19 protein-coding genes, 1 other RNA gene and 2 pseudogenes are annotated in these 24244 nt (G+C 60.3%); 9 read left to right on the top strand and 13 right to left on the bottom strand.

What is annotated here, in order from left to right:
• Positions 1–31 precede the first annotated feature (31 nt).
• The 5 genes from aroA to J2S67_RS05265 all read left to right on the top strand — a co-directional run bounded on the left by aroA (position 32) and on the right by J2S67_RS05265 (position 4492).
• The gene (gene aroA / locus J2S67_RS05245) at positions 32–1411 is read left to right on the top strand and encodes a 3-phosphoshikimate 1-carboxyvinyltransferase (RefSeq protein WP_310248741.1); all 1380 of its coding nucleotides are present in this window, start codon (positions 32–34) and stop codon (positions 1409–1411) included.
• Positions 1411–2565 carry a ribosome small subunit-dependent GTPase A gene (gene rsgA, locus J2S67_RS05250; protein WP_310246955.1) on the top strand — a complete coding sequence of 385 codons (1155 nt, stop codon included), beginning with the start codon at positions 1411–1413 and terminating at the stop codon, positions 2563–2565. The genes aroA and rsgA overlap by 1 nt, the downstream gene beginning before the upstream one ends.
• 9 nt (positions 2566–2574) lie before the next feature.
• Positions 2575–3501: a histidinol-phosphatase gene (gene hisN, locus J2S67_RS05255; RefSeq protein ID WP_310246958.1), complete on the top strand. Its 927-nt coding sequence runs from the start codon at positions 2575–2577 to the stop codon at positions 3499–3501.
• A gap of 146 nt (positions 3502–3647) precedes the next feature.
• Positions 3648–4106 (top strand): fluoride efflux transporter FluC, encoded by a 459-nt coding sequence (locus tag J2S67_RS05260; protein ID WP_141742440.1) that lies wholly within the window; start codon positions 3648–3650, stop codon positions 4104–4106.
• Positions 4103–4492 carry a CrcB family protein gene (locus J2S67_RS05265; RefSeq protein WP_070490452.1) on the top strand — a complete coding sequence of 130 codons (390 nt, stop codon included), beginning with the start codon at positions 4103–4105 and terminating at the stop codon, positions 4490–4492. The genes J2S67_RS05260 and J2S67_RS05265 overlap by 4 nt, the downstream gene beginning before the upstream one ends.
• Before the next feature lie 104 nt (positions 4493–4596).
• On the opposite strand, the gene J2S67_RS05270 is transcribed toward J2S67_RS05265, so the two are convergent.
• Complete coding sequence (locus J2S67_RS05270) at positions 4597–4917, bottom strand: putative quinol monooxygenase (protein WP_035754549.1); 321 nt, start codon at positions 4915–4917, stop codon at positions 4597–4599.
• Between the two features lie 5 nt (positions 4918–4922).
• On the bottom strand, positions 4923–6527 hold the full coding sequence (gene putP, locus J2S67_RS05275; RefSeq protein WP_070507073.1) for a sodium/proline symporter PutP: 1605 nt from the start codon (positions 6525–6527) through the stop codon (positions 4923–4925).
• Between the two features lie 811 nt (positions 6528–7338).
• Here putP and J2S67_RS05280 point away from each other — a divergent pair.
• The 4 genes and pseudogenes from J2S67_RS05280 to J2S67_RS05295 all read left to right on the top strand — a co-directional run.
• Positions 7339–8337, top strand: a pseudogene (locus J2S67_RS05280) (IS256 family transposase); the annotation flags it as partial.
• 140 nt (positions 8338–8477) lie between these two features.
• A pseudogene (locus tag J2S67_RS05285) lies at positions 8478–8831 on the top strand (chromate transporter); the annotation flags it as partial.
• Positions 8832–9011: 180 nt separating this feature from the next.
• Complete coding sequence (gene relB / locus J2S67_RS05290; protein ID WP_035754725.1) at positions 9012–9203, top strand: type II toxin-antitoxin system RelB family antitoxin; 192 nt, start codon at positions 9012–9014, stop codon at positions 9201–9203.
• Positions 9184–9672 (top strand): GNAT family N-acetyltransferase, encoded by a 489-nt coding sequence (locus J2S67_RS05295; RefSeq protein ID WP_035754547.1) that lies wholly within the window; start codon positions 9184–9186, stop codon positions 9670–9672. The genes relB and J2S67_RS05295 overlap by 20 nt, the downstream gene beginning before the upstream one ends.
• Before the next feature lie 111 nt (positions 9673–9783).
• On the opposite strand, the gene ssrA is transcribed toward J2S67_RS05295, so the two are convergent.
• From ssrA to J2S67_RS05350, 11 genes are all read right to left on the bottom strand, one after another.
• Positions 9784–10171, bottom strand: a transfer-messenger RNA (tmRNA) gene (gene ssrA / locus J2S67_RS05300).
• A gap of 127 nt (positions 10172–10298) precedes the next feature.
• On the bottom strand, positions 10299–10796 hold the full coding sequence (smpB, locus tag J2S67_RS05305; protein ID WP_035754546.1) for an SsrA-binding protein SmpB: 498 nt from the start codon (positions 10794–10796) through the stop codon (positions 10299–10301).
• A gap of 96 nt (positions 10797–10892) precedes the next feature.
• Positions 10893–12338: a peptidoglycan DD-metalloendopeptidase family protein gene (locus J2S67_RS05310; protein ID WP_310246969.1), complete on the bottom strand. Its 1446-nt coding sequence runs from the start codon at positions 12336–12338 to the stop codon at positions 10893–10895.
• A gap of 96 nt (positions 12339–12434) precedes the next feature.
• A complete protein-coding gene (gene ftsX, locus J2S67_RS05315) occupies positions 12435–13367 on the bottom strand; it encodes a permease-like cell division protein FtsX (RefSeq protein ID WP_310246972.1) in 933 nt (310 codons plus the stop codon).
• Positions 13364–14125, bottom strand: coding sequence for a cell division ATP-binding protein FtsE (gene ftsE / locus J2S67_RS05320; protein WP_070490585.1), 762 nt, complete (start codon positions 14123–14125; stop codon positions 13364–13366). The genes ftsX and ftsE overlap by 4 nt, the downstream gene beginning before the upstream one ends.
• Positions 14126–14344: 219 nt before the next feature.
• Positions 14345–14881 (bottom strand): hypothetical protein, encoded by a 537-nt coding sequence (locus J2S67_RS05325; RefSeq protein ID WP_035754540.1) that lies wholly within the window; start codon positions 14879–14881, stop codon positions 14345–14347.
• Between the two features lie 16 nt (positions 14882–14897).
• On the bottom strand, positions 14898–15482 hold the full coding sequence (locus J2S67_RS05330; protein ID WP_310246977.1) for a DUF402 domain-containing protein: 585 nt from the start codon (positions 15480–15482) through the stop codon (positions 14898–14900).
• On the bottom strand, positions 15479–17479 hold the full coding sequence (gene dxs / locus J2S67_RS05335; RefSeq protein ID WP_310246980.1) for a 1-deoxy-D-xylulose-5-phosphate synthase: 2001 nt from the start codon (positions 17477–17479) through the stop codon (positions 15479–15481). Before dxs ends, J2S67_RS05330 begins: the two co-directional genes overlap by 4 nt.
• Positions 17480–17756: 277 nt before the next feature.
• The gene (gene acnA, locus J2S67_RS05340) at positions 17757–20462 is read right to left on the bottom strand and encodes an aconitate hydratase AcnA (protein WP_239447077.1); all 2706 of its coding nucleotides are present in this window, start codon (positions 20460–20462) and stop codon (positions 17757–17759) included.
• 155 nt (positions 20463–20617) lie between these two features.
• On the bottom strand, positions 20618–22189 hold the full coding sequence (locus J2S67_RS05345; protein WP_310246983.1) for a class I SAM-dependent RNA methyltransferase: 1572 nt from the start codon (positions 22187–22189) through the stop codon (positions 20618–20620).
• Positions 22186–24213, bottom strand: a complete 2028-nt coding sequence (locus tag J2S67_RS05350; RefSeq protein ID WP_310246986.1) for an APC family permease — start codon at positions 24211–24213, stop codon at positions 22186–22188. The genes J2S67_RS05345 and J2S67_RS05350 overlap by 4 nt, the downstream gene beginning before the upstream one ends.
• Between the last annotated feature and the right edge of the window lie 31 nt (positions 24214–24244).

Here is a 24244-nt window from a genome sequence, read left to right on the forward strand (position 1 = left end):
CTTTTTATTTGAAGGGTTTTATTTGGCTTCCATGCACTCGACGTTGTGGCTGGCTCCCGCTAAGGATGGCCCGCTGGATGCTGTTGTTGAGATCCCGGGTTCTAAGTCTCTAACGAACCGTCACCTGGTTCTGGCGGCGTTGGCTGATGCGCCAACGCGTGTGGTGGGGGCTTTGCGCTCACGTGACACCGATTTGATGGTTGAGGCGCTCTCAGCGTTGGGTGTCGGTTTTGAGTGGGTGGATTCTTCAACGTTGTTGGTCACGCCTCTGGGTGAGGAGGCGTTGCAGGAGCGGTCCCCGGTTTCGATTGATTGTGGGCTTGCAGGTACGGTGATGCGTTTTGTGCCGTATGTGGCGGCGTTGTTGCGTAGGCCAGTGACGTTTGATGGGGATGCGGCTGCTCGTGTACGCCCGATGGATGCTGTGATCGCGGGTTTGCGTGCCCTTGGCGCGGATGTCGCGGGTGGTGAGGATGATTTCCTTCCGTTCACGGTGACCGGCTCTGACCGGGTTGCCGGTGGCGAGATTTCCTTGGACGCATCGGGTTCGAGCCAGTTTGTATCGGGCCCGTTGTTGGTGGGTGCGCGTTTGCCGCGTGGTTTGGTGGTGCGGCATGCCGGTGGCGCGGTGCCCTCGCCGCAGCATGTTGAGATGACGGTTGAGACTCTGCGTGCTGCCGGCGTGGATGCTTCGGTGGGTGCTGACGGTGTTTCGTGGTCGGTGGCTGCTGGCTCGATCTCGCCGGGTGATGTTGTGGTGGAGCCTGATTTATCGAATGCTGGCCCGTTTTTGGCGGCGGCGTTGGTGTGTGGTGGCCGGGTTGCGATTCCGCGCTGGCCTGCGTCGACTACACAGATTGGCGCTGAGTGGGAGAGGCTTTTACCGCGTTTTGGGGCACGCGTGCACCGGGAGCCGGATGCGTTTGGGACTGAACAGTTGGTGGTGACTGGCGGGGAGAGGATTTCTGGGGTTGAGGCCGATGGCCTAGCTGAGTTGGCGCCGACGGCTGCGGCTTTGTGTGCGCTGGCTGATGGGCCGAGCAGGTTGGGTGGTATTGCTCATTTGCGTGGGCATGAGACGGACCGTTTGGCTGCGTTAGCGACGGAGCTTTCGAAGGTGGGTTCGCCGACTGTGGAGACCGAGGATGGGTTGGTGATCAGCCCTACAGGCGAGCTGCGGCCCACCGTGTTTGGCTCGTATGAGGACCACCGGATGGCTACCGCGGGCGCGATCATCGGCTTGGCCGTTGATGGCCTCAAGGTCGAAAACATCGAGACCACTTCGAAGACGATGCCCGACTTCCCTGGAATGTGGTCTGACATGCTCTCACAGAAGGCTATCGACTTCCCCGGCACCGAGGACCCCTCAGCCGGCCAAGCGTCAGTTGACACCCAGGGCGGTGGGCAGTGATGGCGCGGCGCGAATGGTCTGAGGAGGACGTCCGCATCCGTCCGAATAAGCGTGGAACCAGGCCGCGGACCAAGGACCGGCCGGCACATGCTGATGCGGTGTTGGCGATGGTCGTGGGCGTTGATCGCGGCCGCTACCGTTGCGTGCTCTTAGATGAGCCCGGCGCAGGTGCTAGTGGGTCCGGGTCGAAGAAGGCCCAGCGTGCGCGCCAGAAGCAAGTTCAGGCTGAGGGTGGGCGCCGCATCGTCGTGACGGCGATGCGTGCTCGTGAGTTGCGTAGGCAGGCGATCGTGGTGGGCGATCGTGTGCGGCTCGTAGGGGATGTCTCTGGCCGTGAAGGTTCGTTGGCGCGTTTAGTCCGTGTTGAGGAACGGTCCTCGTTGCTGCGGCGTAGCGCGGATGATTCTGATCAGGTTGAGCGCGTGATTGTCGCCAACGCTGATCAGCTGGTGATCGTGGTGGCGGCGGCGAATCCGGAACCGCGGACGGGTTTCATTGATCGAGCGTTGGTCGCGGCCTCGGATGCGGGGATCGATGCCGCGTTGGTGATCACCAAGACGGATCTTGCTGACCCGTCGCTGCTGGTTGAAACGTATGAGGGGCTGGGCGTTCAGGTTGTGACGTCCGGTTCGGCCGAACACCCAGACGACGTCGCCTCGCGGCCCCTGGATGCGGCGGCACAGCAGCGGCTGCGTGAGTTGTTGGATGGTCGGCTGTCTGCCTTGATTGGGCATTCGGGTGTGGGCAAGTCCACGCTCATCAACGCCCTGACCGATGCTGAGCGTGAGACGGGGGCTACGAACTCTGTGACGGGCCGCGGCCGTCACACATCTTCGTCCGCTGTTGCGGCTCATTTGAGTGGCGGTGATCCGGGCTCATGGATCGTGGACACGCCTGGGATCCGCTCTTTCGGGATGGGGCATGTGGATGATGAGAACATCCTCAACGCGTTCACTGACCTTGTGCCCGCGACGGTAGACTGCCCGCGCGGGTGCACGCATGCGGCTGATGAGCCGGAGTGCGCGCTGGATGCGTGGGTTGCCGCTGGGAAGGCCGGCCCGAGCGGCCACGCCCGTTTGGCTTCGTTGCGTCGCTTACTCGCGTCTCGTCAAGGGGATGTCAACGATGAGGACCTCAAGACGTTGGGTGGCTAGGGTATGAATATGACCCACACAACCGATAACCCCTCCCTATCTGGGGGTTCTGCCTCGCATAACACCGTTGCCTCGCATGATGCCACTGCCTTGCCTGACGCCGCTACCCTAGCTGATGATCTTGCGTTGGCGCATGAGCTTGCCGATGCCGTGGATGCTTTGACGATGGAACGTTTCGGCGCCGCTGATCTGTATGTTGAGACCAAGCCTGACGCGACGCCTGTCACGGAGGCAGATCGACAGGCTGAGCAGCTGATCCGTGAACGCCTTTCCCAGGCGCGTCCGGGGGACGCGGTGTTCGGTGAGGAGTTCGGTTCCACGGGGGATTCGAACCGGGTGTGGATTATTGACCCGATCGATGGCACCAAGAACTTTATGCGCGGTGTTCCGGTGTGGGCCACGCTGATCGCGTTGGTTGAGGACGGCGAGGTTGTGGTGGGCCTTGTTTCGGCCCCGGCGTTGGGCCGCCGCTGGTGGGCTTCTGTAGGCGGCGGCGCGTTCACGGGTGCTTCGCTGGATGAGGCTCGCCGCATCGGGGTTTCAGGTGTTACGAAGCTTGAGGATTCTTCGTTTTCGTATTCTTCGCTCACGGGTTGGAAGGCCCGCGGGTGGCTTGATGGCGTGCTGGCTATCAGCGATACCGTGTGGCGTACGCGTGCTTACGGTGATTTCTTCTCGTATTGCTTGGTCGCTGAGGGGGCCGTGGACTTCGCGGCCGAGCCAGAGCTGAATCTATATGACATGGCCGCGCTCGTGCCGATTGTGCGTGAGGCTGGTGGTGTCTTCACTTCCTTACAGGGCGAGGATGGCCCGTGGGGTGGTAACGCGATCGCCTCGAATGGATTGTTGCATGATGCGGCGTTGGACGTGTTGGGAACCCGCGGGGCGGAGCGCACCCCTACTCCCCTGCCGAACCATCAGCACAGCGCTGAATAACGGTTCTCCGAGTTCTCTTCTGACCTGCCGTCCCTTGTGCCACGCAGTTCTTGCCCCACCGTGCCTTGTGCCCCGGTTCCGTCTCTGACTTTCTTCCAGACCCCACCTTCCCAGATAAGCGTTCCCACGTAAGCGTTCCTAGTTACATGAGCTCTCCCCGTCGCGTTACTACTGCTGCATGGCCGATCTATATGGCCGTGTTCTTCGGTGGCGCGTTGGGTGCGGCTGTGCGTGAGTCCCTAGTTTTGTTTGGCGAGGCAGCGCAGTGGCCTGAGAACCTGATGATTCTTGTAGTGAATTGCGTGGCCTCACTGTTTCTGGGGTGGGCTACCGGCATGTGGGATCGCGGCCGCGGCATCGGCGGGAACTCGGCGGCCTTGAGGTGGCGTTCCTTCATTAGCCCGGGTTTTGTGGGCGGTTTCGGTTCGGTGTCCGCGGTGACGCTGCTCGCCTCGGATATCGTGGGCGATCTCGGTGTGCTCTCGCTTCACGTCGGCGCGGCCCTCGTGTGCGCTGGTATCGGTTTCTGGCTTGCCAGGTTCTGGAAGCCTCGCGGCTCTTATATGCGGCCAGAACTGTGGACTTCTGGTGGTGATGACCGGTGAGTGCGTGGTTGACCATTCTGACCGTGAGCGTGGCTGGCGGGCTGGGTTCTGTGGCTAGGGTGTGGTTTATTCGCCAGGAAGAGCAGGCGCGGGCAGACGGGAGGATCACTTCGAAGTTCCCATGGGGGATGTCAATTGCCAACACGCTGTCGTGTTTCATTTTTGGCGTGTTCACGGGTGGGTTCGCGGATCAAGCGTGGGCTGTGCCTGTTTTGGCGGGGTTCTGCGGCGGGTTCTCCACGATCGCATCCGTTGCGACCACCGCTATTTCCTCGGCACGTGAGAGAGCGTGGCTGAGGAGTTTTGCGATTCTTGCCGCGATCCTTTGTCTGGCTGTTCCGGCGGCGTATCTCGGCCTAGTGATCGGTAAGGCTGCCTTCCTGTAAGCGCACCGTACGTGTTTGCTTGATGCATATAGCGCGAGGGCGGGAACGTGTCTGGAACACGTTCCCGCCCTCGCGTATTGAGCCGTGGCTAGCAGGCGTAGAGCCTAGTCGATGCGCAGTTCGCCCATCTTGTCCCAGCCTTCGCCTTCGACTTGCCGGGAGACGATGTCTGGGGTTTCAACCAGGAATGGCTTCATGGATTCCAGGCCTTTCGCGAAGTGTTCGGAGTTCACGTGGGCTTCGCCCGCATCGTCCTTGAACGCTTCAACGAGCAGGAACACGGTTGGGTCCTGCGGGGCCCGGTACCACTCGAACCAGAGGTTGCCTGGCTCGCTGCGGGTTGCCTGGGTGAACTCCGCGACGGCGTCGAGGAAGTCTTCGGCTTTCTCGGGCTTCACTTTGTATTTCACGTTGATGAGGATCATGGTCCCTATGCTTTCATGCCAGGCTCGGCTTGGCCAGGGTTCGCAGTGTCACCGGCCGCATTGGCGCCGGCGGCCTGCACGATCGGCACTGCCTGGGTTGGGGCTTCCATGTGGCGGAAGCCGGCGAGTTCCTTCTCACCTGGTGCTGGCGTGAGCAGGGAAACCACTACCGCGAGCACGAGGCAGGTCAGGAAGCCTGGGACGATCTCGTAGAGCGGCTCGGAGAGTGCTCCGCCGAAGGTGGAGAGGGTTTCGCTCTTGCTCCAGACGAACGCGACGGTCGCGCCGCCAACGATGCCGGCCATCGCACCCCAGTTGGTGAGGCGCTTCCAGTAGAGGCTGAGCACCACGACTGGGCCGAATGCGGAGCCGAAGCCTGCCCACGCGAATGCGACGAGGCCGAGCACGGTCGCGTTTTCTTCCAGCGCAAGCACTGCCGCGATGATCGCGACGATCAGGACTGCGAGGCGACCCAGCCACAGCTTCGTGGTCTTGGACATGCCTGGCTTGAACACCAGCGCGAGGTCCTCAACGAGTGCAGAGGAGGTCACGACCAGCTGGGAGGAAATGGTCGACATGATCGCTGCGAGAACAGCTGCGAGTACGAAACCTGCCAAAAGTGACGGCATGAGGTTCTGCGCGAGGTCGAGGACCACGGTCTCAGCGCTCTTGGTGTCGGTGAGCTGCTTGTCTTGGTTGAGGTTGAAGTAGGCGATACCGGCCATCGAGGTCACGATGACGCCGATCACGGAGAGCACCATCCAGCCGACACCGATCGCGGCACCCCAGCGGGCGTCGCGGGAGGAGCGTAGCGCCATGAAGCGGATGATGATGTGCGGCTGGCCGAAGTAGCCAAGCCCCCACGCGGCGGCGGAGACTGCACCGACGATAGTCCCGCCCTTCATGAGGGAGCCGAAGTCTGGGTTGACGCTCAGCACGCCGTCAATGACTTGCTGTGGCCCGCCAACGGAGATCACGGCAAGCACTGGGACGACGAAGAGGGCCGCGAGCATGATGAGGCCCTGAACCGTGTCGGTGTAGGTTGCACCGAGGAAGCCGCCGAACATCGTGTAGGCGAGCGTGATGCCTGCGACGAGCAACATACCGGTCAGGTAGCTGCCGTTGAACGCGGACTGGAAGAACTTACCGCCAGCGGTCATACCGGAGGATACGTAGAAGGTGAAGAACACTAGGATCACGATGCCGGAGACGATGCGCAGGATGCGTGACTTATCGCCGAGGCGGTTTTCGAAGTAGCTCGGGATGGTGATGGAGTCGTTGGTGACTTCGGTGAAGCGGCGCAGGCGTGGCGCGACGAAGATCCAGTTGAGTGCCGCACCAATGGTGAGGCCGATCGCCATCCACGCCTGGAACATACCCATCATGTAGAGGGCACCAGGCAAGCCCATCATGAGCCAGCCGGACATGTCTGATGCGCCGGCGCTCAGTGCTGCGGTGAAGGGGTGTAGGCGGCGGCCGCCGAGCATGTAGTCGTCGCCGTCGTCGGTTTTCTTGAAGGCGTAGTAGCCGATCAAGAGCATCGCTATGAAGTAGATGATGACGGCGATGAGTTTGTATGAGCCGTCAGGACCCAATCCGAATAAGTCCATGTGTTCCTCCGGTTTATCCTCTCGTCATGCTTGATGCATCGGGTTTTATTCCGTTGGTGACTGGACAGACGCGTCATCGTTTCCGGACAACCGTCCAACAGCCTTTGACAATATTTCCAATGTTCAGTTCTCAGCGTCCACACTTGAGGAAGCACTTGTGCTGAGGCCAATGAGCCACCTTACAGTCATTGCGTTAATGATGCACGCTCATCGGCAGTATTTGATCCTGACATTCCTCAACCGTTGAGAGATACACTTCAGTTTTAATGCATCTTGCTATCAACTGATCTTGTTTATTGGATCTTCAAACCCTGCTTTAGATAGGTCTCACCTTCCTGAATATTTTTCGTGATATATGTCATACTACTGCCATTCTGGGCACTTTCGAGGGTTGCCCCGCGTTGCGATATGTCTTAACCCTCGGAAACTTGTACAAGTCAGAATTGTGTCATCAACGCTTAGGAGTTTCCGCTCTTCATACCCATGATTTCTTTATGAAGAAAACTGGATCAGTGGCAGCATTTCCGCTTGCGTAGCATTCTCCCTTGTACTGGGCTTATCCGCTTGCAGCGCTGAGAGCAAACAAGGGCACTCCCCCGACACTCCATCTCCAGAAAACTCGGCCACTGAAACTTCAGCTTAGGATGACCCCTTCTATAGTGATTCCTCGGAGAATCCAGCTTCTGACTTTAACGACCCCTTTGCGACCTATTCATTCGAGAACTCCGGCTCGGATTCTGTAGACGATTCTGCTGATCTACTGCAAGAGGACGACAACAGGGTCGAAACTCACAACGTCGGAGACGTAATCAAATCGCCGTCAGCCGACATCACCGTCGTGGCCGACTGCTACCTCGCAGGCGTCTCCACCAGATGGCTGGATAAACTCGTCAAAACCCTCGGCATTGACTCCCTGTCGAAGTCGCAGGTTTCACGCATGGCCACCGAGCTCGACGAGCACGTAGACCAGTTCCGTCACGAACCCCTTGATGAGGCCGGTCCCTTCACCTTCGTTGCTGCTGATGCGCTATCCATTAAGGTCCGTGAGGGCGGACGGGTGATCAACGCGGTCGCCCTCATCGCCACCGGTGTTAATGCTGACGGCCGTAGGAAAGTCCTCGGCCTACGGGCCCAACCAGTAAGACTGGGGCAGCGCGGACCAGCTTCTTAGCCGACCTCGTCGCGCGCGGCCTGACCGGTGTGCGTTTAGTGACTTCTGATGCTCACCCGGGCCTGGTCGAGGCGGTCGCGGCAAACCCGCCTGGAGCTTCGTGGCAGCGGTGCCGCACGCATTACGCGGCGAACCTCATGAGTGTGCGCCCCAAGAGCTACTGGCCGGCAGTCAAAGCGATGCTGCACTCGGTCTACGAGCAGCCCGAGGAGGCCAGTGTTCATGCCCAGTTCGACCGGCTCTTGGACTACGTTAGCGACAAGCTGTCTGCTGCTCATGATCATCTGGATGCCGCACGTGCCAGTTATCCTTGCGCTCACTGGATTTCCAATCGCGGTGTGGGCCCAGATCTGGTCCAACAACCCCAACGAACGCCTCAACCGTGAGATCCGGCGTCGTACCGATTCGGTGGGGATCTTCCCCAACCGCGATGCGATCATTCGCCTTGTCGGCGCAGTCCTTGCAGAGCAGACTGATGAATGGGCCGAAGGCCGACGCTACCTCAGCCTCGATTTCCTCACCCGAAGCCGCTTCCAAGCCGTAGATAATTCCAGGATCGAAGTCAGCGACGAATACACACACACGAACTCAGCGCTGACCACCCCCTGCGTGTGCCCGTCTCGAAGACCGCTGGTCTGATCAGCGCTGGTCTGTTTACGGTCCTGCTGATGGGGCTTCCCCTGCTGGCCGGCATGGCTGCGAACCCGTGGGTTGCAACTGCCGAGGCGTTCTACAGGTCTGGCGCGCTGGTTTTCGGGGGTGGGCATGTGGTGCTGCCGATGCTGCAGGGAGAGCCCGCAATTGCCGAGGCGGTAAGCCAAGATCAGTACCTTGCTGGCTATGGGGCGGCGCAGGCAGTTCCCGGTCCGCTGTTCACATTCGTGGCATTTTTGGGGTTCAACATGGAAGCCGGGGCCTAGGCGTGGCTCAGCTCCGCACTTGCGCTGATTGCTGTTTTCCTCCCCGGAGTGCTGCTGGTGGTCGCCGCGCTGCCGTTCTGGGCTGCGGTACAGACAAGCCCGCTGGCCCGCTCTAGTGTCGCGGGGGCGAACGCCGCTGTTGTCGGGATCCTCGCAGGCGCTCCCATCACCCCGGTTGTCACTTCAGCTATTACGGGGCTCGCTCCCCTGCTGATTGCACTGGCTTGTTTGGCACTGCTCATGCTGGCTAAGTGGCCGGCGTGGGCTGTTGTTGCTGATCGGCGCAGTGACAGGGCTCGCAGCACACCTCATTGGGGCGTAGGTGGGCGGCTTTCGAACGGTTGTGTCAGTGCTGCTGAATACACTTTCTTCGAACAGCGAGAGGAACACGGCATGAACACGATAACTGTCGAACTGTCCGATGAAGACGCAGCCCTTGTTCGCAAGCATGCCGACTTTGAAGGCGTCACGATTTCTGACTTCGCCCGGTCAGCGATCTTGGATAAAATCGAAGACTCCTGCGACCTACAAGAACTCCGCGAAGCAATTGCGGAGGAAGGGAACAATGACTGCACTCACGACTGAGCGGCTGATACTTCGCCCGCCCCAGGATGGAGATGAAGACGCCGTCTTCACTATCCATTCGGACCCAAGGACCTACCAGCATCGCCCTGAACTGGCGATGAAGAATCGCGAAGAAGCCTCCGAGCTGCTGGCCGCATGGCAGCGCAACTGGTCAGAGGACGGAATCGGCTACTTTGTCGTCACCCGCGATTCAGCCGACATCATCGGCTTCACCGGCCTGCGCTTCTCAGAAGAACAGGGCGAACAGGTGCTCAACCTCTACTACCGTTTTGCGCCCGAATCCCAAGGAAAGGGATACGCGGCCGAGGCCGCGGCCGCCGCCAGCGACTGGGCACGGCAGATGCACCCCGAGCGTCCAATTGTGGCGATCATCGATCCAAGCAACGCCCCGTCTGCCAAGCTGGCTGAAAAGCTCGGTCTACACTTGGAAACTGCAGACCATGAACAAGGCCACCTGTACCGGCTTTGAGCACAACCCCTTGCAGGGCTTAGGCGTACTGGAACGCTGGCCGACGGCTGTTGAATAGCGCCAAATAAAAAGTCTCGGGACACCGCATAAGCGATGTCCCGAGACTTATCAGAGTGGAGGCGGCGAGAATCGAACTCGCGTCCGATGTGGTGTTGCCAGGACTTCTCCGGGCGCAGCACTGATTCAGGGCTTCTCAGTCCCAGAGACCATCACCAGTGCAAGTGGTCTGTGGTTACCCTGTGGACTCAGCCGCTAGAAGTTGTCGCGAGCGCGCTCACGGCAAGCGTGCTCACCAGTGGCTATCTAGCTGACGTCAGAAAACCGGGGCGATAGCAGCCCCGGGCTGACGGACTCGGTCACTGAAATTAGGCAGCGAGAGCGAAGTCAGTGCGCTTAGATTCGGCACTTATTGTTTTGCAGAGAACGTTAACGAGATGACTCTACATTCTCGGCCCGCTTCCCCTGTCGCGACTCACATCGTCGAAACCAAGTCGCCCCCATATTCAATTACCCCACCTACACAACCAACATCACACACAAAACTCGTGCGCCTGTCGGATGCCTCGGTGGGCTGAACATTGCACTCACCGCGATGAGTGCAGGAATCTATACTACACGATGCTTCGCTAGGCGACACCCGCACGGCGGTTCCGTGCACGCAACGCGCGCAGCGCCTCACGGTTGTCCTGCTTCTCCTTCAAGGCGTGGCGTTTATCCCACTCCTTCTTACCGCGCACCAAAGCGATCTCTAACTTGGCGCGGCCTTCCTTGAAATACAGGCTCAGCGGCACAATCGTCAGTCCCGCCTCGTCCACGCGGCGCTCGAGCTTGACAAGCTCCTTACGGTGCAGCAACAACTTCCTGCGCCGCCTCGCAGCATGATTAGTCCAGGAACCATTCAGGTACTCCGGGATATAGAGCAACTCAGCCCACAACTCACCCCGGTAAAAGGTGCAGAAACCCTCCGCGAGAGACGCTTTCCCCTCACGCAAAGACTTCACCTCAGTACCCGTCAAAACCATCCCGGCTTCATAGGTATCCAGGATCTCGTAATCATGCCGCGCCTTACGGTTGGTCGCGACCACGTGATTACGTTGATCTTTAGTCTTCTTCTTATTCGCCATGATTGATCAAGCTTAGCGAATCCCGCACCCCACCGCTGACACGGCGGTGCTCCCCGGCCAATCGCTCACCCCACAAGCCGGGGCGTAGCTCGTCTGCTACCAGAGCAAGCCGGCTGGGTTGCGGTGCTGGCCATCGACCACCGTTTCAAAGTGCAAGTGGCAGCCCGTCGAGTTACCCGTGGTTCCAACGTAGCCGATCACCTGGCCCTGCTTGACCTGCTGCCCCACCCGAACCGCTGTGCGGGTCATGTGGTTGTAGTTGGTCGTCAACGCATGCCCGCGCACGATGTTGTGGTCAACAGACACGGTGATGCCGTGGCTGCCGTTCCAGCCTTCCTGCATGACGCGGCCGGAAGCCGAAGCAACAATTGGCGAGCCACACGCTGAACCCCAGTCGATACCTGCGTGCAGGTAGCCGCCCAAGCCGCCATAATCAATGGTCCCAGCAGGGGTTGGCCGCCATCCGAAACCTGAGGTGATCGGTCCACTCGCAGGCACTATGAGGCCCCAGGTTCCTTTCGAAACGGTCTTCGACGGCTTCGTGTTAGTTGTAGCAACCGTCGCCTTCTTTTGCGCGGCTTGAGCCTTAGCCCGCAACGCGGCAGCGTTCTTAGCCCGGCGCCGCTCTGCAGCAGCTGCCTCACGCTTAGCCCTCTCAGCGGCCTCTCGCGCCTTCCGGGCCCGCTCCTCCGCTTCACGCTTCAAACGTTCCTGGCGTTCCTTGATCGCTTGGTTGATCTTCTGCTGTTCAGCCTTCTGATCTTCAAGCTGCTGATGCGCTTTGGACTTCGCGTCCTCAAGCTCGCTCTGCGCGCTCTCCGTATCAGCCAGCAACTTCTCCAGATCAGCCTTCGCCGCATCGGCGGCTTCACGCGCCTGTGTCTGACGCACGAGTGCAGCATCAGCTTGCTTCTTCAAACCAGCGATCTCATCTTCAACAGCACTCAAACGGGCGGTAGCGTTCCGCTGCTCCGCGCCGCGGCCCAGAAGTTCGTTGAGTTCACGGTTCTGGGCGCGAGCTAAACGCGAGGAAACCTCAACCGAGTTCGCCCACTTATTCAAATCATTGCCGCGCACCAACAACCCAAAATCGGAGCCCTCAAGCCCACCGGACTGATACGCGCGCGCCGCAAGCTGGCCGGTGAGCTTGCGCTGTTCATCGGTCATGGCCTTGGTCTTCTCCTGGGCCTCAACCATTTCCGCACGGGATTTCTCCGCGGCCGCTAAACGCCCCTGGAGCTGCTGGACTTCCGAACGGGCAGCGGATTCGGCCGCCTCAGCGTCCTGCACCGCCTGTTCAGCCGAAGGAAGCCTGTCCTGGAACTTCCGCAGCTTCTCCCCGTTCTTCTGCAGCATCGCATTGACACTCTCGAGGTCCTTCTCGGTACCTGCGATCTGTTTCTCGATGCGGTCCTTACGGTCATCAAGCTTGTCAGCGTTAGCCGGCACAATACCCAGCGATACTGTCAGGCCGGCCACCACACCAGCCGAAATCACCGCGGCGAGCTTGCCGCGGCCAGTCAGAGAAACATCATGTTTCATAAGAGCTAACGTCCTTCCATAAAATGCCCCACTCGGAGAAGACATTCACCTTGTACGCAACGGCGCCAACAGAACTGGTTTCTGCGTGCACCCGAACTAGACCTTCAAATAACGGCGCAGCGTTATGAGCGAACTCAAGCCGGCCAATACAACACCAATCAGAATCAACAGTGGCGCAAGCCAGAGCATCACGGAGGCGTCAATGTACGCGATCGTCGGATTAGCCACGGCCAACCGGTCCTGGATCACAAACTGGACAACCGCCCACAGAACACCCGACGCCAAGAGGCCACCGAGCGCTGCCGCGATCATGCCTTCAAGCACAAACGGCAACTGAATCAGCGTCTTCGAGGCACCCACCAGGCGCATAATCCCGGTCTCACGGCGGCGCGTGAAGGCCGAGAGACGAATGGTTGTAGCGATCAGCAGCACCGCAGTCACGATCATCACGATCGCAATCACGATCGCCACGATCGATGCCCCATTCATCAAAGAGAACACGCGTTCAAGGATCTGGCGTTGATCAGCAACCGAATCCACGCCGGCAACCGTGGAGAACCTCTCGTTGATGACCTCGTACTTCTCAGGGTCCGTCAACTTGATCCGGTACGAACTCGGCAGCTGATCCGCTGTCACGTTCTCTGCCAGCGCGGTGCCGTCGTATTGCTCCCTGAAGTGCTTGAGAGCCTCGTCTTGAGACTCGAAATAGAACTCATCAACATACGGCTTCATGTCCGGCGACTTCAGGATCTCTTCGATGCTTTCCTTCTGAGCATCCGTCACCGAGGCAACATTGCCATCGCCATCCACCACGCAGTTACGCGAATCGGAAGACGAATTACACAGGTAAACCGCTACCTGCACTTTGTCGTACCAGTAGCCCTTCATCTTCGAGACCTGGGACTGCAACAAAATCGCAGACCCCACAAACGTCAACGAAACCAAGGTCACCAGAACAACCGAGACGATCATCGTCACGTTGCGACGAAGACCAGAGAAAATCTCACCGAGAACGAAAGACAACCTCACAGCTCGTCCTCCTCAGAATCAAACGGCGCGAACGCCTGCGATGCTTGAGACGGGATCGCAGGCACGTCATCGCCCTTCGCGTGGTACACGCCGCCGTGCTCGTCGCGGATCACTTCCCCATTGGATAGCTCAATCACGCGCTTACGCATACGGTTGACGATCTCGTCATCGTGGGTAGCCATCACCACTGTGGTGCCGTTCTGGTTGATCTTGTCCAAAATATCCACGATGCCGCGGCTGGTTTCCGGGTCGAGGTTACCCGTGGGCTCATCAGCCAGAAGGATCGCAGGGCGGTTCACCACGGCGCGTGCAATCGCCACGCGCTGCTGTTCACCACCCGAAAGCTCATGCGGCAGACGGCTCCCCTTGCCTTCAAGGCCCACCATCTTCAAGACCTCAGGGACCGTCTGGCGGATCATGGCGCGGGAACGGCCAATCACCTGCATCGCGAACGCGACATTCTGAAACACCGTCTTATTCGGCAACAGCCTGAAGTCCTGGAACACCACGCCAATATTGCGGCGTAGCTTAGGCACCTTCCACTGTGGGAGGCGATCAACATTGACACCAGCAACGTGAACAGACCCGCGGGTTGTGCGCTCTTCACGCATCACCAAACGGATAAACGTCGATTTACCGGAACCCGATGCGCCCACCAGAAACGCGAAATCGCCGCGATCGATCTCCAGATCGACATCACGCAACGCCGGGTTATCGGGCGCGTCATAGACCTTAGTCACATGGTCAAAACGAATCATTAAAGGCTCGCAACCGGAACCGGCCGTCGGCGCACGGCCCTCATGGTCCGGCGATGGGTCGGGGAAGCTCACGCCGAGCTTCAATCATAGATCGAAACTGTAACCATTTTGTGACCCACCCAGGCGTGTTGAGCTGGAACCTAGCTCATTCACACCAGAAATACAGCTTTGATGTGACCCGTCAGAACTTCACTGCACTGTTAGAGCTTCACCGCGTTTTTAGAAGTTCACCGTGCGTTGCTTGCCGGGTTCAGCGGCTGGCGCCTGGGTCATCGTCATCTTGTTGAAGTCGGGGCGTGCATTCTCACGCACACACGTCGCGATCGCCTTGACCGCGGGCTTCGGCGCGGTCGTGACCACGCGAATCAACTGTTCCCGGCCTTCGTATTCTGGTTCTTCAACCGTGCCTAAGCCTCGCCATGCCAGATGCCCGCGCAACGCGTCAGCGACCTGTGCGCCACGGGTCTTCTCTCGCACGCCCGGCTGCGCGGCTTTCAGTGGGAAGCGCACCACAATATAGAACTGCTCAGACTCCGGGATTTCGCGGTAACCGTCTTCGGCGCACTGCTGCGCGAACGCCGCCAGTAGCCGCTCCCCTTCTTCAGGCTCCACACTGTCCTGAACGATCGGGGTGTCCGATTCAAAACCGACCTTGCCTGCGTTCACCACAAACTGGCCTGTTTCTTCATCCCACCAGGCCTCACGGAACAGCTGCGGTCCGGACTCTGGAATGTTATAAGCGCGAATGATCGGCATGCTTCTCCTCGTTGCCCTAAGCCTTGACCATGGCCCGCCCTTGCGAGAACCGTTCCTCAACACGTCCATCAAACGGAGCCAGCTTCTGTCCCACTTGCTCCAGGAGCCCGGAAGCCTCACGTGACATCGCCGCAATCAAGTGCCGCGGATAGCCCATGCTCACCTGGTGCTCGGCGAACTCGTCTTCGTCATCAAGATACACGCCAGTCGTAGTGCGGTCGATGACATCCAAATCCATGTCAATCGAGTTGACTTCCCAGCCGCCATCACTCAAGCGACGCCAGCCGATCCCCGTGGACACATCGATATACAGCTTCAAGCCACGACGATGCCCGCCCGGATAGAAGGTCGCGACCCACTCACCGGTGCCTGGAATCAAAACCACGGCATCCTCGTGTGCGAAGAACGCGACCCCGGGCTTGGACACAAAAATCCCGTGGGGCTGATACACCCACACACCATGCTCATCCTGGCCTAAGCACATTCCATACGTGACCCAATGCGGGGAACCATCGAATTTCCACGCACGCGTCACAATAGGTTCGCCCACAACAACATCTTCCGGGTTGCGGGCTAAACCTTCCGGGATGCCCGCCTTCACTCGCGCCGCCCGCGGTCCATGGCGGTAGCCTCAGCCTCCGCCGTGCTAGCTTCCGCAGCGTCGGCTTCGCGTGCTCGAGGCACCCTCTCGCCGCGCATGGATTCCAGGACCTGGTTCACCACACCATCGACCGTGATACCCGCGTCTGCGAGTATCTGGTCCCGGGTTCCGTGCGCCAAGAACTGATCCGGCACACCCACCTCGTTCAAGCCAGTGTCCACGCCCACAGCGCGCATCTCTTGCCGGTAGCGTGAACCCACGCCACCGGCTCGGATACCGTCCTCAAGCGTGACCACCAAGCGATGCCCAGCCGCCAAGTCAGCGATGCTACGGGCGAACGGAAGCACCCAGCGCGGGTCCACCACCGTCGCGCCAACCCCGTGCTCACGCAACCGTTGCGCGACCTCGACCGCCATGGGAGCCAACGCACCGATACCAACCAACAGCACATCGCGCTGGCCCTCAGCCGGCTCAACCAAAACATCCACGCCGTCTTCGGTGCGGCGCACCGGCGTCAGCTCCTCAGTCACTGCACCCTTAGCGAAACGCACCACACTCGGAGCGTTCTGCACCGCGACCGCTTCCCGCAACTGCTCACGCAGACTCGAAGCATCCCGCGGGGCGGCAAGCCGCAATCCCGGGATCGACTGAACCAACGCCATATCCCACACGCCGTGGTGGCTCGCCCCATCAGGGCCCGTGACACCCGAACGATCCAGCGTGATCGTGACACCCGCCTGATGCAAAGCGACATCCATCAGCAACTGGTCATACGCCCGGTTCATGAACGTCGAATACAACGCGACCACCGGATGCGCCCCACCGAACGCAAGGCCAGCGGCACTAGCGATCGCGTGCTGCTCGGCGATGCCTACGTCGATGACCCGCTCAGGGAACTCTTGCTTCATAGCGGTCAAACCAACCGGCTGAAGCATCGCCGCAGTGATCGCCACGATGTCCTCACGCTCTCGAGCAAGCGCGAGCATCTCAGAGCCGAACACATCCGTGAAGCTCTGCGCGTCAGACTTCTTGACCGGAAGACCCGTCTCTGGGTCGATCACCCCGACAGTGTGGAACTGATCCGCCTCATCCTCACGGGCCGGTGCATAGCCGCGGCCCTTCTGTGTCAGCGCATGCACCAGAACCGGGCCGTTGAACGCCCGAGCGGCTTTCAACGCGTCTTCAAGATCCTCAATCGAGTGCCCGTCGACCGGGCCAATGTACTTCAAACCGAGGTCAGCGAACATCGGCTGCGCTGCCCAATAGTCCTTGAAAGACTCCTTGATCGCATGCAGAGACTTATAGGTTCCTCGCTGGAACGCGTTGCCGTGCTTGAGTTTCTCCTTCAAGAACCGCATGGTCTGCACATACTTGCGTGAGACCCGCACCTGGTCGATCTTCTTACGCACCTGAGCGGTCACGCCATCCATAGTCTTAGCGAGCCCACCCACCGTCGGTGCATACGAGCGGCCGTTATCGTTGACCACGATGATCGCTTTCCGGCGCTCATCGCCTGCGATGTTGTTGAGCGCTTCCCACGCCATACCGCCAGTCAACGCGCCGTCGCCAATCACACCCACAGTCCAGCGGTCGTCTTGACCCGCCAGTACTCGGGCACGGGAGATTCCATCAACCCACGAAAGCGAGCTTGAGGCGTGGGAGGACTCCACCACATCGTGCTCAGATTCCTCACGCGAAGGATAGCCAGACAAGCCACCTTTTTGGCGTAGCTGATCAAAATCCTGGCGGCCCGTGAGCAACTTATGGACATAGCTTTGATGGCCCGTATCGAACACGAGGGTGTCTTTCGGGGACTCGAAAACGCGGTGTAGCGCCATCGTCAATTCAACGACGCCAAGGTTAGGGCCTAGATGCCCACCGGTTTTGGCTACGTGCGTGATGAGGAACTGCCGAATCTGTTCCGCGACATCAATCAGCTCTTCCCGATCCAAGGCCCGCAGATCTTCAGGTGAGGTGATGCTGCTGAGGTGTGGCACCCGGCTCGTCCTCCACTTCTGTTGTCTAAATTGCCGCAAGCCGAAAACCTGCAAGGCAAGCGGCGCGGCTGAGAGGCATCCGTACTAGTTTAGCCCGCCGGTGGCTTGAATATGACTGCCAAATGAACACAGCGCTTAAACGCGGGGATGGCCCAAGCACGTAGCTTGGGCCATCCCACTGCTATGCGTCGCTACCTATGAGCGATACCGGCTCTATGGTGGCGGGCTCACTTGCTTTAGCCTGCCACCACGCCAGCCAGTTGTGCCCTCAAGTGAGTTACTTGTTGGCGGCGATGTTGCGCAGAACGTACTGCAGAATACCGCCGTTACGGTAGTAGTCAGCTTCACCTGGGGTGTCGATGCGCACCACTGCATCGAAGGTGGTTTCCTTACCGTCTTCACCGGTAGCGGTGACCTTGACGGTCTTAGGTGTGGAGCCGTTGTTGAGCTCGCTGATGCCCTCGATTGCGAAGGTCTCGGTGCCGGTGAGGCCCAACGATTCAGCGGACTCGCCTTCAGGGAACTGAAGCGGCAGAACACCCATACCGATCAGGTTGGAGCGGTGGATGCGCTCGTAGGAGACGGCGATGACTGCCTTGACACCCAGAAGGGCGGTACCCTTCGCAGCCCAGTCACGGGACGAACCGGAACCGTATTCGGCGCCAGCCAGAACAACGAGCGGGGTGCCCTGCTCCTTGTAGTTCATAGCCGCGTCGTACACGGTGGACTGTGGGCCGTCAGCCTGGGTGAAGTCGCGGGTGAAGCCACCTTCGACGTTATCCAGCAGCTGGTTACGCAGGCGAATGTTCGCAAACGTACCGCGAATCATGACCTCGTGGTTACCGCGGCGGGAACCGTAGGAGTTGAAGTCCTTACGTTCAACACCGTTCTCCAGCAGGTACTTACCGGCTGGGGTGTCAGACTTGAAGGAACCTGCAGGCGAAATGTGGTCGGTCGTGACCGAATCACCGAGCTTGAGCAGAACGCGTGCGCCCTCGATATCTTCAACTGGCTCTGGCTTCTCGCCCATGCCTTCGAAGTAAGGAGGCTTACGTACATAGGTGGACTCTGCGTCCCACTCGAAGGTGTTGCCTTCAGGGGTGTCCAGGGACTTCCAGCGCTCGTCGCCGTCGAAGACGGATGCATAGTCCTTCTTGAACATGTCCGAGTCGATCGACTCAGAGATGACCTTCTCAACCTCGGTTGGGTTAGGCCAGATGTCCTTCAGGAAGACGTCGTTGCCGTCTTTGTCCTGGCCCAGGGCTTCGTTCTCAAAGTCGAAGTCCATGGTGCCTGCCAACGCGTAAGCGATCACCAGCGGCGGGGACGCCAGGTAGTTCATCTTCACGTCAGGGTTGATACGGCCTTCGAAGTTACGGTTACCGGAAAGAACCGAAACCGCGGTGAGGTCGTTGTCCTGAACAGCCTTGGAGATCTCTGCCTCGAGCGGGCCGGAGTTACCGATGCAGGTCGTGCAACCGTAGCCGACCACGAAGAAGCCGAGCTTCTCGAGGTACGGGATCAGACCGGACTTCTCGTAGTAGTTGGTGACAACCTTGGAGCCTGGAGCCACGGACGTCTTGACCCATGGCTTGGAGGTCAGGCCCTTCTCTACCGCGTTGCGTGCCAGCAGCGCTGCCGCGAGCATCACGGATGGGTTGGAGGTGTTGGTGCAGGACGTGATCGAGGCGATCGAGACGAAACCGTGGTCGAGGGTGAACTCGCGGCCGTCGTCCATCTTCACATCCACTGCTGCCGATGGGCGGCCCTTGCCAGCCTGATCGCGGCCATCGGAGTAGTTCTCGATGTCCTTGCGGAACTGCTCCTTCGCGTTCGTCAGCTCGATGCGGTCCTGTGGGCGCTTCGGGCCAGCGATGGACGGAACAACGGTCGAGAGGTCAAGTTCGAGGTACTCGGAGTACTCCGCCTCGTTCTCTGGGTCATGCCACAGACCCTGCTCCTTGGCATAAGCCTCAACCAGGTCGATGTTCTCCTGTGGCCGGCCGGTCAGGCGCAGGTAGTCCAGGGTGACTTCGTCGATCGGGAACATCGCCGCGGTCGAACCGAACTCTGGCGACATGTTACCGATGGTCGCGCGGTTAGCCAGCGGAACAGCGGAAACACCCTTGCCGTAGAACTCAACGAACTTACCCACAACACCGTGCTTACGCAGCATCTCGGTGATGGTGAGCACCACGTCGGTAGCGGTCGCGCCAGCTGGGATCTCGCCCGAGAGTTTGAAACCAACAACGCGTGGGATGAGCATCGAGACCGGCTGGCCGAGCATCGCGGCCTCAGCCTCAATACCGCCAACGCCCCAACCCAGAACACCCAGGCCGTTGACCATGGTGGTGTGGGAGTCAGTACCAACACACGTGTCTGGGTATGCGCGGACAACGCCGTCAACCTCACGGGTCATGACGGTGCGTGCCAAGTATTCGATGTTGACCTGGTGGACAATACCGGTGCCTGGAGGGACAACCTTGAAATCATCGAACGCGGTCTGGCCCCAGCGCAGGAACTGGTAGCGCTCGCCGTTGCGTTCGTATTCGATCTCCATGTTGCGCTCGAGCGCGGCTTCGTTACCGAACTTGTCGATCTGCACGGAGTGGTCAATAACCAGCTCTGCCGGTGCGAGAGGGTTGACTCGCTTGGCGTCCCCACCCAGATCCTGGATGGCTTCACGCATGGTTGCCAGGTCCACGATGCACGGGACACCGGTGAAGTCCTGCATGATGACGCGGGCTGGGGTGAACTGGATCTCCGTGTTTGGCTGTGCCTTTGGATCCCAGTTGCCAAGGGCCTCGATGTGCTCCTTGGTGATGTTCGCGCCGTCTTCGGTACGCAGCAGGTTCTCAAGCAGGACCTTGAGGCTGAATGGAAGACGCTCAGAGCCCTTTACGGCATCCAGGCGAAAAATTTCGTATTCGGTGCCCTTGACGTTGAGTACGTCCTTGGCGCCGAAGCTGTCCACGGTTGTCATGGATCTCCTCTCGCAAGTGATCTGTCATGAGCGGCGGCGCTGGTGTTGGCGCCGTTCGGCTCAACGCAGTTATGTCTAAGCCTACCGTTTCGCTCGGGCTGTTTGGTTTCTGTGACACAAACTAGCCGCGTGCGGGCAGGCACATTTCCGGGTGGCTATGGGGTTGGGGTGAAGAGCGCGATGATTTCGATGTGGTGGGTGTGCGGGTAGAGGTCGCGGCCGGTGAGGGATTCGAGCCGGTAGCCTCCGCGGACCAGCTGGCGTGCATCGCGCGCGAATGCCGCGGGATCGCATGCAACATAGACGATGCGACCCGGCTCAAGCGCGAGCATCCGGTTGATCGCTGACTTGCCTGCCCCGGCCCGCGGCGGGTCAAGCACGATGCCGTCGATAGCGGCCTTGCGGTGGCGTCGGTTTCTTCCGCTGCCTCGGCTTCTTCCGCCGCCACCGTTGTGGCCCAGCTGTGCGAGGGCGCGTTCTACTCGGTCTTGCACGATGCGGGCTTGTGGGGCGTCCTTGAGGTTGCGTTTGGCGTCCCTGTGGGTTCCTGGGGCGCCTTCGATCGAGATAACTTCGCCGCGCTCCCCTATCGCGTCGGCGAGCGCGGCGGTGAACAGTCCTGCTCCTGCATAGAGGTCGAGCCAGCGTTGCCCAGGTTGGGCTTGGGCATAGGTCATGACGTCGTGCATGAGGGTTTCGGGCGCGGAGCTGTGGATTTGCCAGAACCCTTCGCCTGTGACCCGGTAGCTGTAGGAGCCGGCGGTAGGTCTCTGGCCCGTCTGTCTCTGCGCCAGCTGTGTCTGGGCTGTTTGCGTGGGCACGGTTTGGGTGAGCCACGTGCGGCCGGTGATGCGTTCGACGCGGCCGCGGCCGTCGCTGGCTGCTCCCCTAACCTGGTTGAGCAGAGCGATCGAGGCGGCTGGCGCATCGTGGTCTTGGTTGGCGGTGGTGTTGCTAGCGATGTGGTTGCTGAGCCGTTTGATCGCTGAGCGTGCTGCGCGGGTTTCTTCCCCGGTCTCGGTGAGTGTGGGTACTGCGAGGATGAGGGGTGGCTCGTCGGTGTTGGAGACGGCGAGCTCTATCTTCTCTAGCCCCGTCAGATCAACCTCGCCGAGTTTCAGCGCCGCAAGTTTCGGGTGTTCTAGCGGCATGGTGGGGGTTGGGATGAGTGCGTGGCTGCGGGCTTGGCGCATTGCGATGCGGCCTTGTTCATCGATCGCATAGGCCATGCGGGTGCGCCAGCCGAGCCCGCCAGCGGTGTCGGTCAGTGGCGGTAGCACGCCGCTGTATTCGGTTTCGTTGACGTCGATCCCGCCGATGCGCGCTAGCTGTTCTGCCACGATGCGGGTTTTGAGCTCGCGTTGGTGAGCTAAGTCGATGTGCCCGAAGTCCGCACCGCCCGGCACGGCCACCCTGCCCGCTTCTGTAGTGCCGCGGCTGAGCGGGTCGGCTGCCGGCCACACGTGTGGGACACGGTGCGGGGAGGCCTCATGCGCGGCTACGACGTCGCCGCGCCACATGCGAGCCTCGGGGTCCGGGTTGCTAACCCGCACGGTGACCCGCTCCCCCGGAATCCCGTAACGGGCGAACACCACGCGGCCATCATCGGCGCGCCCTACGGACTCACCGCCGTGGGCGATCCCCGTCAGGACCAGGTCAAGTTCAACCGGTAACGGCTCAACCGGTGACGGCTCGGCTTGTGACAGCTCATTGTCATTATGAGTCATGCTTGTGAACCTTCCTGTGCGGCACCGACCTGACCGGCAGTTGAATCAGAGATATCTTGCTCCAGCCCGATCTGCCACGGGACTGTAGCGATCACAATCCCCGGTTCAAGCCGCAGATGTGAATGCAACCGTGCAACAACCTGGTTGTGTACCAGCCGTTCCCACGCGTGCTCAACCACGTACTCCGGAACAAACACCGCAACAATTTCCCGCGGCTTCTCTGCCCTGATCCGCCGGATGTGATCCACGAGCGGGCCCGCGACATCACGGTACGGAGAAGCAAGAACCGTCAGCGGGACCGGAAGGTGTGCCTCCTCCCAGCTGTCGATGAACCGGGCGGTCCGCTCAGGCTCGGTGTCCACGAGGATGCATTCCAGCCGCGCCGGCCGCATCCCCCGGGCATACGCGATCGCCCGACGCACAGGCCGGTTGGTATTCGATGCCAAGACCAGCGCATGCACACGGCTCGGCAAAACATCATCAGAACACGCAAGCTCATCCGGCCGAGCGGCCGCCTGATGTGCCGGCGCCTTCAACCTGCGATCAACACGCAAATAATGCCTGCGCATCGCAAGCATCAACCCCGCCCCCATAGCAATCAGTAGGAAAGCAAGGAACGCACCATAGGCCAGGCGGGTCGCCACAATCGTCACAAGCACCACACACGACAACGCCGATGTGAACCCGGCCAGAAGCATGTGCCTAATATCCCTACGCCGCGTAGCGCGCACCGCGTGCCGGCGATGCTTATTCGCACGCCTCGCAAGCCCCAACTGACCCAACCCGAACGCCATGAAAATACCCACAACATACAGCTGAATCAGATCAGTCACACGCGAACCGAACGCGACCACCAAAATGCCCGCGAAACCACCCAGCAACAAAATCCCGTTAGAGAACACGAGGCGCTCGCCGCGGGTGCGCATCTGGCGTGGAAGCAAATCGTCTTGGGCGAGTTGATATGCAAGACGTGGGAAGGACGCGAACGCGGACATCCCCGCCCCGAGCAGGATCACGACTGTCACCAACGCAACCAGGATCGCAGGCCAGTGGGCCCCCACGATCGACTGCGCTAACAGGACCGTGACAGGTGTGGGCCACGTGCCTGGCTCGACGGCTCTTTGCGCCTGCGTTCCGGAACCAGTCAACCCGCTTGCGGCAGGCGCGAGCCCCGAGGCGTGAGCCAACAGGAGAATCCCCACCATCCCGATGGCGGAGACGATGCCGATGAACATGAGCGTGCGCCCGGCCGTCTTAGCGCGTGGGGAACGGATCGATGACGCGTTCGTCACGGGTGTTTCCAGGCCAGTCACGGCAGCCGAGCCGGTAGAGAACGCCCGCAGCACCAGGATCACCGCGGCCCAGCCCTCAGCCGGGGCAGGCACCCGGGCCTGCCCGCCCGTCGTGGACGCGCTCTCGAAAGGTTGTAGTTGCCCAGTGACCATGACCATGACGGTGCCGGCCACCAGAATCAGCACAAGCATCGTGAGGAATACATACACGCTCACGATGCGGATGCGCACCGCCCGCGTCAGCCCGCGCAGGCTCAGAAGCGTCAACAGCACGACGCCACCCAACGCGATCCACGGCTGTGCCGGCTCAAGCGAGGGAAAAGCGATCACGATATAGCTCGCGGCGACCGCCATCGAAACCGCGACTGTGAGCGTCAAGTCAAGGAGCAGCGCGGCACCCACTGACGCACCAGCACGCATCCCGAGCTCGGAACGCGCAATCTGGTAGTCGCCCTGGCCTGGGGCACGCCGCACCGTCATCCGATACGCGGCAACCAGGATCAGCGTCACCAATGCGACCGCAACACCCACCCACGGCGCGAACGCGACCGCCGCAACGCCACCGGCTGCCAATGTGAAAAGAATCTCATCAGGGGCGTACGCCAACGACGAGATCGCATTCGTGGAGAGCGCGGGCACAGCATCCTTAGGGGCAAGGCGGGCCTCAGGGCTCTTACCCGTGGCGACCGCCGTACCCACAAAGGCGCGTTTCACCGCATCAAAAAACGTCACCCATCCAGACTAGCCCCGAACGTGGCACACT

Origin of the sequence: Pseudoglutamicibacter albus (genome assembly GCF_031458175.1) — a bacterium.
Lineage (GTDB): Bacteria > Actinomycetota > Actinomycetes > Actinomycetales > Micrococcaceae > Pseudoglutamicibacter > Pseudoglutamicibacter albus.

What these genes read in the sequence shown, in the direction of transcription:
- J2S67_RS05270 (WP_035754549.1), bottom strand. Translation starts at nt 4,917, where the DNA reads ATGATCCTCATCAACGTGAAATACAAAGTGAAGCCCGAGAAAGCCGAA.
- putP (WP_070507073.1), bottom strand. Translation starts at nt 6,527, where the DNA reads ATGGACTTATTCGGATTGGGTCCTGACGGCTCATACAAACTCATCGCC.
- J2S67_RS05260 (WP_141742440.1), top strand. Translation starts at nt 3,648, where the DNA reads ATGAGCTCTCCCCGTCGCGTTACTACTGCTGCATGGCCGATCTATATG.
- aroA (WP_310248741.1), top strand. Translation starts at nt 32, where the DNA reads ATGCACTCGACGTTGTGGCTGGCTCCCGCTAAGGATGGCCCGCTGGAT.
- ftsE (WP_070490585.1), bottom strand. Translation starts at nt 14,125, where the DNA reads ATGATTCGTTTTGACCATGTGACTAAGGTCTATGACGCGCCCGATAAC.
- relB (WP_035754725.1), top strand. Translation starts at nt 9,012, where the DNA reads ATGAACACGATAACTGTCGAACTGTCCGATGAAGACGCAGCCCTTGTT.
- hisN (WP_310246958.1), top strand. Translation starts at nt 2,575, where the DNA reads ATGACCCACACAACCGATAACCCCTCCCTATCTGGGGGTTCTGCCTCG.
- rsgA (WP_310246955.1), top strand. Translation starts at nt 1,411, where the DNA reads ATGGCGCGGCGCGAATGGTCTGAGGAGGACGTCCGCATCCGTCCGAAT.
- J2S67_RS05295 (WP_035754547.1), top strand. Translation starts at nt 9,184, where the DNA reads ATGACTGCACTCACGACTGAGCGGCTGATACTTCGCCCGCCCCAGGAT.
- J2S67_RS05310 (WP_310246969.1), bottom strand. Translation starts at nt 12,338, where the DNA reads ATGAAACATGATGTTTCTCTGACTGGCCGCGGCAAGCTCGCCGCGGTG.
- J2S67_RS05325 (WP_035754540.1), bottom strand. Translation starts at nt 14,881, where the DNA reads ATGCCGATCATTCGCGCTTATAACATTCCAGAGTCCGGACCGCAGCTG.
- smpB (WP_035754546.1), bottom strand. Translation starts at nt 10,796, where the DNA reads ATGGCGAATAAGAAGAAGACTAAAGATCAACGTAATCACGTGGTCGCG.
- acnA (WP_239447077.1), bottom strand. Translation starts at nt 20,462, where the DNA reads ATGACAACCGTGGACAGCTTCGGCGCCAAGGACGTACTCAACGTCAAG.
- J2S67_RS05345 (WP_310246983.1), bottom strand. Translation starts at nt 22,189, where the DNA reads ATGACTCATAATGACAATGAGCTGTCACAAGCCGAGCCGTCACCGGTT.